This window comes from Carnobacterium sp. (assembly GCF_040274425.1).
The window spans coordinates 17,848-31,432 of the sequence record NZ_JBEMBC010000002.1 but is presented as its reverse complement, the minus strand read 5'-3'; the positions used below and the strand labels follow the sequence as shown (position 1 = coordinate 31,432).

The 13,585-nt window shown below is 29.3% G+C and carries 9 protein-coding genes; 8 read left to right on the top strand and 1 reads right to left on the bottom strand.

The genetic code is table 11. The features are described from left to right. From wecB to ABS911_RS00630, 6 genes are all read left to right on the top strand, one after another. Positions 1-1,125: a non-hydrolyzing UDP-N-acetylglucosamine 2-epimerase gene (wecB, locus tag ABS911_RS00655; RefSeq protein WP_350465794.1), complete on the top strand. Its 1,125-nt coding sequence runs from the start codon at positions 1-3 to the stop codon at positions 1,123-1,125. A gap of 1,024 nt (positions 1,126-2,149) precedes the next feature. Next, complete coding sequence (locus ABS911_RS00650; RefSeq protein WP_350465793.1) at positions 2,150-3,385, top strand: glycosyltransferase; 1,236 nt, start codon at positions 2,150-2,152, stop codon at positions 3,383-3,385. A 535-nt stretch (positions 3,386-3,920) separates the two neighbouring features. Next, on the top strand, positions 3,921-5,291 hold the full coding sequence (locus ABS911_RS00645; protein WP_350465792.1) for an O-antigen polysaccharide polymerase Wzy family protein: 1,371 nt from the start codon (positions 3,921-3,923) through the stop codon (positions 5,289-5,291). Next, positions 5,288-6,538, top strand: coding sequence for a glycosyltransferase family 4 protein (locus ABS911_RS00640; protein WP_350465791.1), 1,251 nt, complete (start codon positions 5,288-5,290; stop codon positions 6,536-6,538). Before ABS911_RS00645 ends, ABS911_RS00640 begins: the two co-directional genes overlap by 4 nt. Positions 6,539-6,672: 134 nt before the next feature. Beyond that, positions 6,673-7,737 (top strand): glycosyltransferase, encoded by a 1,065-nt coding sequence (locus ABS911_RS00635; protein ID WP_350465790.1) that lies wholly within the window; start codon positions 6,673-6,675, stop codon positions 7,735-7,737. Positions 7,738-8,946: 1,209 nt separating this feature from the next. Then, positions 8,947-10,308 (top strand): oligosaccharide flippase family protein, encoded by a 1,362-nt coding sequence (locus ABS911_RS00630; protein ID WP_350465789.1) that lies wholly within the window; start codon positions 8,947-8,949, stop codon positions 10,306-10,308. 307 nt (positions 10,309-10,615) lie between these two features. Here ABS911_RS00630 and ABS911_RS00625 read toward each other — a convergent pair whose 3' ends face one another. Then, a complete protein-coding gene (locus ABS911_RS00625) occupies positions 10,616-11,662 on the bottom strand; it encodes an amidase family protein (RefSeq protein WP_350465788.1) in 1,047 nt (348 codons plus the stop codon). Positions 11,663-11,843: 181 nt separating this feature from the next. On the opposite strand from ABS911_RS00625, the gene ABS911_RS00620 reads away from it, so the two are divergent. Both ABS911_RS00620 and ABS911_RS00615 read left to right on the top strand, forming a co-directional pair. After that, entirely contained in the window at positions 11,844-12,209 is a 366-nt protein-coding gene (locus ABS911_RS00620; RefSeq protein ID WP_350465787.1) for a DUF2620 domain-containing protein, read from the top strand. A 23-nt stretch (positions 12,210-12,232) separates the two neighbouring features. Next, positions 12,233-13,534 carry a YhfT family protein gene (locus tag ABS911_RS00615; RefSeq protein ID WP_350465786.1) on the top strand — a complete coding sequence of 434 codons (1,302 nt, stop codon included), beginning with the start codon at positions 12,233-12,235 and terminating at the stop codon, positions 13,532-13,534. The last annotated feature ends 51 nt before the right edge of the window (positions 13,535-13,585 follow it).

The following is a 13,585-nucleotide window of genomic DNA, read 5'->3' as shown; positions in this document are numbered from 1 at the left end:
ATGAAAAAATTAAAAGTCATGACAGTGGTAGGTACTAGACCCGAAATTATTAGATTGTCAGCGGTTATAAATAAACTTGAAGAATCAGATGCTATTGAACATATATTAGTGCATACAGGCCAAAACTATGATTACGAGTTAAATGAAGTGTTTTTTGAAGATTTCAAATTAAGAAAGCCTGATTACTTTTTGAATGCTGCAAACGGAACAGCAGTTGAAACTATTGGAAATATTTTAATTAAAATAGATCCAATTATGAAAGAAGTCCAACCAGATGCATTCTTAGTACTTGGCGATACAAATAGTTGTCTATGTGCAATTGCAGCAAAAAGAAGACATATACCTATCTTCCACATGGAAGCTGGAAATCGTTGCTTTGACCAACGTGTTCCTGAAGAAACTAATCGCAAAATTGTAGATCACACTGCAGATATTAATTTAACGTATAGTGATATTGCTCGAGAATACCTTTTAAGAGAAGGCTTGCCAGCTGATCGGATTATTAAAACTGGTAGTCCCATGTTTGAAGTGTTAAATTCTAGAAAAACAGATATTCAAAATTCTACTATACTAGAGAAATTGAATTTAAAAGAAAATGAATATTTTGTTGTTTCTGCACACCGTGAAGAAAATATCGGGTCTGAAGAAAATTTTATGGATTTAGTGGATACTTTGAATGCAGTAGCAGATAAATACAATTATCCTATTATTGTTAGCACACATCCAAGAACTAAAAAGATGATTGAAGAAAAAAACATAGTATTTAATGATAATATTCAGTTAATGAAGCCACTTGGTTTTAATGATTATAATAAACTACAATTAACTGCTAAAGCTGTATTAAGCGATAGTGGTACGATTAGTGAGGAATCATCTATTCTTGGATTTAAAGCTTTAAATATACGTCAAGCACATGAAAGACCAGAAGCAATGGAAGAGGCTTCTGTAATGATGGTAGGATTGAAAAAAGAACGAATTCTTCAAGGATTGACAATATTGGAAACTCAAGAAAAATATACTTTACGGGAAATTTTTGACTACAGTATGCCAAATGTTTCTGATAAAGTGTTGAGAATTATATTGAGTTATACAGATTATGTCAATCGCGTTGTTTGGAGAAAATAACTAATTATTAAAAATTAAGTTGAAAAGCAGAATTCATATATTTATTTAATAATTAAAACTAATCTTTAATAATTCACAATTCTAACATTTGTGGAAAGTTATGTCTTTTTTAATAGTCCAAACTAATTTTTTTACAACCGCAGTTCAAGTTTGCCAGATGAACGATACATTCTGCTATTTTATGAAATGGATTCAACTCATTTTGAGTGCACGAATCCCCTTAAACGGACACAGTTTTAATAATTAATAACTTTTAATCCATTTACCAGCACAATTGCTGAATCTTTTCCAATAAATGGTAAAACAAATCTTGGTAAACGTGAGAAGAATACAAATTTAGAAACAATCTGAGACTACTTCTTACTAGTGTTCTGGCTACCTTGAACAGACGAAGCCGGGGTGTACCAACTAGGAGTACAGCTTCCTTTTTGGATAAAAAAATGCCTCCATAAAATTAATCATACATGCATGGTTTTCCAAGAAGATTGGACTATCGGTTTTGCCAAAATAAAAGCCATTCTTCCATACTAGTGATAAATCTCAAATAATACTTTAGATAATAAGTTTTCAGTATGACTTGTAAGGAGCTACTTGTGTTTAAATAAGAGTTTATTTGTTTCTTTTATAGATTTGATGCAAACATACTGTGCCTTTGATCAACATTTATCTCCAAGTTTGGTTACCACCAATTCTAATAAAAGTATTCTGCTAGTTTTGCAAATTCAATCGAGCCGCTTAATTCTTTAACAACAATTAAATAAGCATGTTTTGAGAGATTACCACCAGTATTAGATGACACTATTTTCGAGTTAAAACTTAAGTTTGCTTCTGTAATGTAGCCATTGAGAGAATCCCTTTTTTTGTTTAGGTTTAGATGATTTAACCATAACAGATTGGGATTCTTTTATTTCACTCAAAAGGTATTGTGGAATAAATTAAATAAGTCCATTACAATACGCTTTTAGAAAAACCTGTGAATTATTCAAATATCGATGTGTAAAATTAATTATAGAAAGGTAAGTATATGAACACACTATTTTTAGGATTAATGTATAATATTAGCAAAGAAGACGAATTGATAAAAGAAAATCCAATAGGAATTGGAATTGCTTCAAATATATTGCAACATAATATTGTGAAAAGTATTTTTGAAAGAGATAACATAAAAATTTCAGGAATTACGTCACTACCAGTAGGTAATTTTCCTAAATTAAGTAAAAAAATATATTATGCTTCAAATAATTATAAAATTTTTAATTCAGTAAAAATTAATGAAATAAGTACTATTAATTTTTTTATTATTAAACATTTAATTAGAAAAATTAATTTAAAAAAAGAATTTCAATGTTGGTATCAACAGAATGAAAAAAGCAATAATAAAACAATTATTATTTACGATTTGTATGAACCTTTTCTAACAATTGGAATATGGGTAAAAAACAAATATCCAGATGTAAAAGTAATTTTAGTAATTCCAGATTTAGTTGGAAAATTAAGAAATAAATCAAATTCATTATTCTTCATACAGGCCATATTAAATTATAAGTCAGAGGGAATATTGAATAAAGCCAATTCTTTTGATGGATATATTCTGCTTTCAGAAGGTATGAAAAAGCAAATTAATATAAAAAACAAACCCTATTTAATAATAAATGGTTTAGTAGATGAAGAAGATACTACTAAAAAACTTAATTTCAATCAAAATAAAAGAATCTTTCTTTATTCAGGAAGCTTGAATTCTCAGTATCATGTAGATAAGATGGTAAATGAATTTTTAGAAAACAAAAATTTTGATAGAGAATTATGGTTGTGTGGATCAGGCGAATTAGCTGAATCAATTAAAAATATTGCTAATGAGAATATAAATATTAAATATTTTGGACTTGTAACAAAAAAAACAGCTCGAAAATTAGAACACAAAGCGGATGTTTTAATTAATCCGAGACCTAATAATGGTTTGTATACACAGTATTCATTTCCTTCTAAAAATTTAGAATTTCTTTTATCTGGTAAACCAGTTGTCTGCTATAAATTAGATAGTTTTGGTACAAAATTTGATGGTATATTTGATTATATAGACCCAAAATTAAGTTTACCATTTGATAATATTTACAATAAATATAGCAATATGAGTGTAAAGGAACTTGAGAAAATTGGAGATAAAAACAGGGAATTTGTAATAGCTAATTTTGATGTAAAAGTACATGGTGAAAACATTGATAACTTGATTCAAGCGATTTGGAAGAATTCGGTAATTTAGCAATTTTATTGGAATATTGCTCCATCTAGTTACAACCAAAAAGACAAAAGTCAGATTGACTTCATTGAAATCAATTTCTTTTGGCAAGTCATATGAATTCAAGATAGTCTAGTTGTACTAGGAGTCTATAATAGAATCTTCTTAGGTACAACTAAACTATTCTTCTAACATGGAATTAGTTTTTGTTCTTTCTTTATATAGTAGCTAGTTTTTTTTTAGGAAATAATTTTGAGGCATTTCTAATAAATTATTGAGATGGTGCTAAAAATGTAGAGGTAAGCTCTATTCGCCAACTTATATAATATCGAAGTTAGTAAAAAATCAGTTAATACCACTCCCTTTAAATATTTAAATACTTCAACTATGGATAGAAATGGATAGAATATGTTGAAGTTGATTTTGCCTTTTGGTTAATAGTTTATATAATTCGATAATCATCAGGATCATTGATACATGTTCTTATATGCAATAAATTATTTAGGTAAACTATCAAGGTAGATTACTAATGAAATTGTAAAATTATATGAGGTGAATTATGAAAAAAAATGAAATAATTGTGATACAGGTATCATTTATAGTGGCATTGTTTTCCGTATTCGTAGCATTCATTAATCTTGACTATAAAATATTGACAACAGGACTTATTATAGATTTAGGTATAGTTTTATTTGTTTTATTAAAGCGAACTAAAAAAAATATTGTTTTAATAATGTACATAATTTCAATGATAACCTTTTTACTTTATTTACCTATTCAAAATTTAATTTTAGGCAAAGAACCTTTATACATGGGGAATATTTCTTTCTCAACTTTAATATTACTGATTCTTGCGTTTAATGGATTGAAACTAGGTTTCTTTTTAATTAAGGATAAAAAAAAAGAAGCAGAATATAGTAATAATAAGCTATTATCTTATTCAGCCTTGTTATTGATAATTTTTACTGCGCCATTTGCTTGTATATTAGCTTTTAAAAATGTAGACGCTGTTAGAATACTGGGTTATGCTGGATTATATTCTGAAAAAAATGTAAGTTCAATGATAATTGAACGACTTGCAAACTTTAATTCTGCTTTCATATATATATTTCTCGCAACTTTACCAAATAAGAAATTTCTAAAAAAAACGTTAATAATAATTTTACCATTGCTTTCAATTGATCTCTTAACTGGCAGACGTGGAGAAGCGATTTTAAATATAATGATAGTTATTACTTACTATATCTTAAGGAATTACTATGTAGATAAAGACATAAATCAATTTAAATTTAAAGAAATAGTAAAAATTCCAATTATTGGTTTTTTTATAGTTGCTATATCGATTATTATTAGTCAAACTAGACTTTCTCAAGAAATTGATTTTACCAATATCTTGTCTACTTTTTTTGAACAACAATCAGGTACATACACAATGATTGAGTCGACATTATATTATAAAGATTCTTTAAAAGCTACGGGAAGTATTTTTTCGTTGCAAGCATTATATAATGGTGTGGAGGTAATTGATAAAGTTGTTCATTCGCTTTTTCCAGAAGAAGGTATGAGCAAGTTATTCCAATCTAACTTAGGGAATGCGATAACTTATTTTCGTGAACCAATCTATTATAAGAACGGTGGAAGTTTTGGAACTTCCTATATAGCGGAGTTAAATCTTGATTTTGGATTGTTTGGTGTATTTATTTATAATGTTTTTATTGGTGTAGTGTTAAAATTGATTAATAGATTAAATTTTAACAATTGGATTATTTTTTCCTTTACTCTTTTTTTTCTAAAAAGTATTTATTTTGTACCCAGAGAATCAGCATTTAATTGGGTTAACCAGTTTGTTTCATTTACGAATATTGGAGCAATATTGTTAGTTTGGTTTTTGCATTCAATAATAAAATCATTAGGGGGAAAGAATAGATGAATATGATAAGGGTTGCAATGGTTTTTAACATTGTTCCAGAATACCCAGCTGGAAAGCTTGATATACAACCATCTCCTATGGGAGGATGGCTAATGTCTATGGTGAAAAAGCTCAACGAATTTCAAGAAATTGAAATTGATATTATTTCACCAACGAATGTAGATAGCTTAATTGAATTTAAGGATGATGGTATAACGTATTATTTAATCCCCGAAAATAGGAATGGTAATCATTGGCGAGAATATCTAAGTAAAAGACGTCCCAATATTATACATATTAATGGTACTGAAAATAATCATACTGAACAGCTGCTGGAATTGAATCATTCTGCTAAGATTATTGTTTCTATTCAGGGAATTGTAACTGAAATAAGTAAATATGTCTATGGAGGTATAGACTCTAAAATTATTCTCCAAAATTTAACTTTGAAGGATTTAGTTAGAAAATCTACTCTATTCCATCAAAAGAAAATATTTCAAAGAAAGTCAAAATATGAAATTAAACTACTAAATTATGCTGATATTATCATCGGTAGAACAGAATGGGATAAAGGTTTCGTTAATTCATTGGAGTTATCTAATAAATACAGAAAATGTAATGAGAATTTAAGAGACGTTTTTTATACTTCAAAAAAATGGAGTATAGAAAAGTGTGTACCGTACACGATATTCTGCAGCCAAGGTGCTGTTGCTTATAAAGGACTCCATAAATTGTTTGAAGCATTATCTATTGTAAAAAAGTATTATCCATATGTTCTAATAAAAATTGCCGGATATGATCCTACACAAAACAAAGTGATTTCAGATAAAATTAAACGATCAGGTTATGGAAAAATATTAATTGAATTAATTAAAAACAAAGGATTACAGAATAATGTGGAATTTCTGGGAATTCTAAATGAAAATGAAATTCTTAGAGAATACTTAAGTTCACACTTATTTGTTCAGAGCTCCTTAGTTGAGAATAGCCCAAATTCTTTAGGTGAAGCATTATTATTGGGTATACCATCAATAGCATCTGACGTTGGAGGAACAAAAGATTTTGTTATGCATAACACCAATGGAATACTATATGATTCTAATGATTCGATGATACTAGCTTCAAATATTATTGAGTTGTTTAAAAATAATGATAGAGCAATAAATTTTAATAAGTCTGGCTTAAAAAGAACTGAAAAAATATACGATAGAAATGATAATACTGCAACACTTTTAAATATATATAAGGATATACTATCAGATAAATAATATTATAGTAGAAGAATTCAAAAATCATTATAGAATCAAGTAGATATATTAAATTAAGTTTTAAAATTTATTAACTATTGATTTTTTAAAGAAGAACTTACTAGATATATCGGAATAAGTAAAGGGGGAATAGCATGAAAAAAAGTGTGTTAGTTTTGAATACTGCGGCTTCTGAAGGTGGGGCTCTTACTATATTAGAGAATTTCGCGGAAAAGGTAAAAAAATTTGGATTAGATATTGAATGGTATTTTATTTTATCAGATAATTATATAACTGAAACTGAAAACGTTCATGTTATAGTTATAAAAGATGTGAAAAAAAAAATAAATCGTTTGTCGTTTGATTTTTATAAATGTGCAAAGATAACGAAATCTATTAATCCTGATATTATTTTTACAATGCAGAATATAACTATTCGGGGAACCGATACTCCTCAAATTTTATATCTTCATCAATCTTTACCATTTCAGAAAGTTAAGAAATTTTCTTTTTTTAATAAAAAAGAAAGAAAATTAGCGATAATTCAATATGTATTGGGAAATATAATAGTTAATGGATTAGATAGAGCAAATACAATTATAGTGCAAACTGAGTGGATGAAAAAAGCCGTATTGGAGAAGAAATCCAAAGCTAATATAAAAGTTATACCACCAGACTTAGAATTACCTACTAGAACTAATATTCATACATTGAAAACTAATTCCTTTTTTTATCCAACATCTGATGTTTTATATAAAAATATTGAATTAATTGAAAAAGCTTGTCAAATTTTAAATTTCAAAAAAAAACCTTTACGTTATTCTGTTGAAATAACGATAGATAGAAACACTGGAATTTCTGGAATTGAATATATTGATAAGATATCTAAAGATGAAGTGTTTAATAAATTAAAGGAAAAAGTACTTATTTTTCCTTCTTTAATTGAAACCTATGGCTTGCCATTAGCTGAAGCAAGAGCAACGGGAACGATTGTACTTGCTGGAGATACACCTTTTGCTAGAGAAATACTCAATGGTTATGAGAATGCATTTTTCTTTAATGTAAATGATCCAAATGAACTAGCTAATCTTATGAAATTATGCATTGAAGAAAAAATTACTTTAAAAGAATCTACAGATTTTAAAAGGGATGAAAGTGGTTGGGAAAAAGTTATTCAGCTCATACAAGATACAGCACTGCTTGCAAAAAAACTTAAATAAGTATAATCAATTATGAATACTTAATGTGACTAGCATTTATGGGGAAATATCATTTTTTTAATAATACAAATTATTTTTTTGCTAGATTTTATACTGAAGTTATTCTCAATAGACAGGATGAATTCACTTGATACAATCTAACGATGACACATTATTAAGTAGTGAAAAACACTTGTCGTATTCAGAAAGGGTTCAAATGATAATTTTAAAACGGGAGAGTATTCTAATAGCCAAGTTGCTGATATATATTAAAGCGTGCTTCACAAACCATTGTTAATGAAATAAATCTTGGATTCATTACTCAATTTAAACGTCAAAAAAATATTAAATTCTGTGATTCCTATGCAACGATTTACAGTTCTGATGCCGGATAAGGGACTTATGATAAGCGCCGTTTGAACTGGGGATGTTGCTAAAAATGGATAACTGGTGTACTAATTGTATTTGCCTAGTCTATTATTCCTTGTACAACATCTCTTAATGGATAAATCAACAAAGGAATTATGAGATGGACGAATATAGATCTCTTTGAAAGACAATCTCGCAACCCAGGAACTTTTCTTACAAAAAGTCGAGAGAACTTTGATCACTGGGAAATGATTCAGTCATTAGAAATAAAATAGAAATAGATCTGTTTATTAATGTTAGTTTAATGTCAAAAATGTTTTGAAATAATTATTAAAATCAAGAGAAAGAATAGAAAATTAGTTGATCAAGCCATCAGTAGTTTAACTGAAGTATAATGCATAAGAATCAACACTGGATAAATGATTGTCTATGGAAAATACGTGACTACCAAACGCACCACAGTTGTTTTGCGATTTTGTACTTCGTTCTTCTTCAAAAGTTGCTTACCACGGTAGTGCTTGATGATTATATAAATCTTGGTTTACCTTTTAGCAATTAACGACTAAAAGGTAAACCAAGATTTAATTTAAATATTAAGCGGTCAACTTAACCTTGAAATTCATGAAAATGTTTTTTTATAATTAGAGTTTTATTTCCCTACAGGAACGATGATTTCTGTTGTTTTATATAATGTAGTGTTAATCATTTTTCATATGTGAATTTCTTGATTTGACAAATTAGATTACTAATAACATCATAAGAAGATAATAAGGGTCTTTTACTAACGCAATTAATTCGGAAGAAGCGTATCCATAACTAACTATTCAAGTTATGTAGAAATTTAATAAAGGAGTAGATAATGTGGAAACTCTAAGAAGTGTTTTTCGTGTTGCTGTAGCAAATTTTTTCAGCTTAGGAAGTAGTTTTATTATTGGTTTTATATTGCCAGTGTATATAAGTACATATGATTATGGTAAATATAAAGAATTTATTTTATATCTTTCATTTGTGTTCATATTTAATTTAGGTTTTAACGATGGTATTTATATTAAGTATGGGGGGAGAAATAAGGAAAGTATTGATGTTGTAACTTTGAATTCTGAAGTAAGATTTCTTAAATTTTTTCAAGGAATCATATTTTCTTTAATATTTTTATTTGCTGTTTACAAACATGACAGTATACTTATTTATTTCTCATTAGCTACTTTGTTTACAAATTTGATTCAATTTCATAAAAATTTTTTACAAGCTATTGGAAACTTTAAATTATATTCTAAATTGAATATATATAATACGATATTTAATGTACTTCTAATGCTAATTGCAATTTTTGTTATTAGTGATGGTGGATACCTTATATTTATTTTTTCTCATGTTTTTGCTTTGTTCCTAACATATTTATTTTACGAGTATAATTATTATATTGAATTCAAGAAGGGATTAAGAGAATATATAAAGTTAGATCATTTTGAAATTTTAAATTTATTTAAAATAGGGATAATTATTCTTTTTTCTAATATGATTGTGTCCTTTATTGCTAGTATAGGCTCTTGGTTTGTAAATTTTAATTTTTCTACTAAAGATTTTGCACAATATTCTTTTTCAACTTCCTTATTAAATATATTATTATTAATTGTAAATGCCATTAGTCTTGTGTTTTTTAATTTGATAGCAAAAAATGAAAATGAGAAAATGCTTATTAATTTAAAAAAAGTATTATTGTTACTAGGTATTTTTGGTGGATTGGGTTATTTTGTTTTTAGTTTCATCATAATTAATTTTATTTCAAAATATACTCCCGCTTTAGGAATTTTATCTATAACATTTATTTCAATTCCTTATATTATGGTGTCAAATGTTGTATTTATCAATTTATATAAAACTAGAAATAATAATAAACAGTATTTGATTGATATGTTATTATTTTTGGCTTTAGCTGCAAGTTTGATTACATTTGCTTCTGTATTCTTCACAAATATGGGATATATAGCACTGGCTACTACATTTTCATATATTTTATGGTATTTTTTAGTAACTAATTTTAAATTTAGATATCTAAAAGATGGAAATAAGGAGCGTTTATTAATCATATCACATATATTATTTTTTTATATGTGTGTAAATATATTATCTTTTTATCATGGGCTGATAGTTTATATTATATATCTATTGTTTATTTTGTGTTTTTATAAAAATGATTTAAAAAATATTATGAAGTTTTAATTTACGCCGATTGTAAAATTAAGCTAGACAACTAAAAAAGCCATTCGTGGTACACTCATCATGTATTTCCGACTAAAGAAGACATAGGAGTGATCACGAATGACCTACACCCATCTTACCACGGATGAACTGGTGATGATTGAATATTGCGAAAGCTTAGAGCCGCCTGTGCGGAGCTTAGAGCCAGTGAGTGCGAACCATGGAGCCAACCGCTGCGGAAGAAAAGCCTAAATCTCCAGATGGGAAACATCTGGAGATTAGCTAATTATCAGTATAGATGATAGTTATACTGATAACTATTAGCACTCTACATAAATTCTTCTGGAAAATAATGATCAAAATTAGTAAAATAACGGTTAATTAATTCATCGGGAGATAAAGCTATTTTTTCAGCAAAGCTTAACATGAGTTGAATCTTTTCGGTAGTAGATTCACATATCAAGACATATCCGGTAGCGAATTCTTTTTTAGGGACAACAATAGCTGTTGCGTTAGCCATATTTACTACACGTATCAATCCTTTTTTAGCTAATAGTTGTTGCTCGTATGTTTGTTCCCCCATATGTCCAATAACTGTATCTCCAAATCCTTGGTAATCTACAGGACCTTCTTCGGAAATGAGGAAGTCACAGTTGGTTAGATGCATTTCTAGAAAGGCAATTAGCGGGTCTCTAGGGCCATAGATATCAGGATGAGAGAGAGAAGTTATCTGATCAGTTTTAGTTGCTTGAGTTAAAGCAGAAGTGATCTTTTGCTCATCTAATGTAAAAATTGATAGTCGGTTAGTTTTTTCTACAGTTAGTTGCAATTCCGGGAAAGTAGCATTTAATGCGCGCTGCATTTCTTGAAAAGTACGGGTGATATATCCAATAGAAACGGTAAAAGAAATGTTATCTGTTGAACGATTTATAAATTTTCTTACATGTTCTTCTTCAATCAAATTGCTAATAAAACCAAAAAGGTTTACGGACATTGCGGGTGCTAATACTGATCCGCCACCATCCGTACCAATACCTAAATCGTTGATACCAACTAAGACGTTGATTGCAGTACCACTTGAAGAACCGGTCATGGGCTTTCCACTAATAGGATTTTTTAAAGTAATATCAACAGCTCTTCCGCCTAAACTGTAAGCATCCAGTGTATGTAAGAGATAATTCCCGTTTTTTGTTAACTTTTCTAAAAGTGAACGAGGAATGTGTTTTTTATTTTTTACACCGATGTAATGGTAGTTTGTATTCTCTTTTTCAAAATGATTCAAGGCTTCAGGGAAAACTTTTACTACAGACTGGTAAGGATTCTTTAAAGCAATAAAGCTTTTTTTTGCTGCATTTATAATTGGATTTTTATTCATAGTCTGACTCCTTTTTTTGTCTTTAAATTTATAGTACCTCTAAAAATTAAATAAGCAAATAATAAATTATGAACTAATACTTGTATCTCTTTAAAATGTCCGCTATACTCTTTCTAAAGAGAACGTTTTCTTTACAAATATACAAAAAAATGTATATTGAAAATTGAAAGGGGAGAGAACAATGAAAAGGATTGTTATCGGAGGACAAATTGATAAAAAAGAAGTAGCGGCACTAGTAGAAAAATATGGAGAAGGAAAATTTACGATAGAAACTAAAAGTGATTTAGAAGCAGCAATGGCATTGAAAAACGGGTTAGCTGACTATTACTTTGGTGCTTGTAACACAGGAGGCGGAGGAGCTCTGGCGATGGCAATTGCTTTAGTTGGAAGAGATGCAACCGTTACCGTATCTATGCCAAGTAATCTTATGTCTGAGGAAAAAATTAGAGAGAATGTTAATAATGGCAAAAAAGCGTTTGGATTTACAGCTCAACATAAAGAAACTGTTATTCCAATTATCATGGATGAGCTGAAAAAAATAAATTAAATGTTTAAGGAGGAGAGAGCAAAGTGGATATTATTGAATTAGTAGTTGTAGGAGCTTTGGGTGCACTAGCAGCCATGATGGCCAATAAAGGAATTGCTGTTTTTAATGATGGGTTACGCCCGGTTATGCCAGAGTATTTAGAGGGAGTAATTGGAAAAAAGGAATTAGCCGCAACAAGTTTTGCTGTTAGTTTTGGGTTGGTTATTGGTTTTGGAATCCCAGTTTCACTTGGTGCGAGCGTTATTTTAGTTCATAGTATTCTTTTAATGACAGATATTATTGGTACTTGGGCTCCTGAAGGAAAAAAAGGAACAGTCATTGCGGGAATCATTGGAGCTTTGTGGGGAATTGGAATTACGATTGGGTTACAAGTTGTAGTGGATTTATTTGCCTTAATGCCAGTTAACTTCTTAGATGCTTTAGGAGCAGTTGGAACACCGATTGTGATAGGATTTGCTGTTTTCCCAGCACTAGCTATTGCCTATCAACATGGGTTTACAAAAGGAGCACTTACTTTAGGATTTAGTACATTAGCTTTGGTATTAGTTAAGAGATTTGGAATAATTACATTAGCAAGTGGAACTACTTTTACATTAAGTGCTGAAGGTATGGCCTTATTGGTTGGAATGATCTTAATGGTATTCTTTGCTGTTCGTGTAAAGGGCGAAGGAACAGACAATCAAAATCTTGTCAGTATCTTCGTAGAGCGTGTGACAAGAATCAAAAAAAATGCTCTTTTATTATCGCTTACTGGAGGGTTAGTAGCTGCTGCAACAAGTTTAGTTATTATTGCAGGTGACCCCATTTCATTGAACTTGATGAGTGAAGGTAAATTTGGTGAAGCAGCATTAGCTGCATTTGCTCGTGGAATTGGTTTCATTCCATTAGTATTTTCTACCGCTATTGTAACTGGAGTATACAGTCCGTCTGGAACTACTTTCGTTTTTGTTATTGGTATTTTATTACAAGGCCATCCTATATTTGCTTTCATTGCTGGAGCCATTGTGATGTTTTTTGAAATTATGTTATTAAACGGAGCTGCTAAAGGATTAGATCGTTTCCCAGGAGTTAGAGAAATGGGGGAACATATCCGTACTTCGATGAATCGTGTGTTAGAAATTGCTTTACTAATTGGTGGGGCGTTGGCAAGTGAGCAAATTGCACCAGGAATCGGTTACTTCTGGCTGATTGGGGCTTACTTATTAAATCAAACAGCTAAAAAACCATTGGTTAATATGGCTGTTGGACCTGTAGCTGCTATTGTATTAGGAATTGTTGTGAATATTTTATATGTACTAGGCCTATGGGCTCCAGTTGCTGGATAATGAATAAAAGTGAGGTGCTAAATAATCTATTTGTTTAGCACTCTTATCTTT

What these genes read in the sequence shown, in the direction of transcription:
- ABS911_RS00645 (WP_350465792.1), top strand. Translation starts at nt 3,921, where the DNA reads ATGAAAAAAAATGAAATAATTGTGATACAGGTATCATTTATAGTGGCA.
- ABS911_RS00625 (WP_350465788.1), bottom strand. Translation starts at nt 11,662, where the DNA reads ATGAATAAAAATCCAATTATAAATGCAGCAAAAAAAAGCTTTATTGCT.
- ABS911_RS00640 (WP_350465791.1), top strand. Translation starts at nt 5,288, where the DNA reads ATGAATATGATAAGGGTTGCAATGGTTTTTAACATTGTTCCAGAATAC.
- wecB (WP_350465794.1), top strand. Translation starts at nt 1, where the DNA reads ATGAAAAAATTAAAAGTCATGACAGTGGTAGGTACTAGACCCGAAATT.
- ABS911_RS00650 (WP_350465793.1), top strand. Translation starts at nt 2,150, where the DNA reads ATGAACACACTATTTTTAGGATTAATGTATAATATTAGCAAAGAAGAC.
- ABS911_RS00620 (WP_350465787.1), top strand. Translation starts at nt 11,844, where the DNA reads ATGAAAAGGATTGTTATCGGAGGACAAATTGATAAAAAAGAAGTAGCG.
- ABS911_RS00635 (WP_350465790.1), top strand. Translation starts at nt 6,673, where the DNA reads ATGAAAAAAAGTGTGTTAGTTTTGAATACTGCGGCTTCTGAAGGTGGG.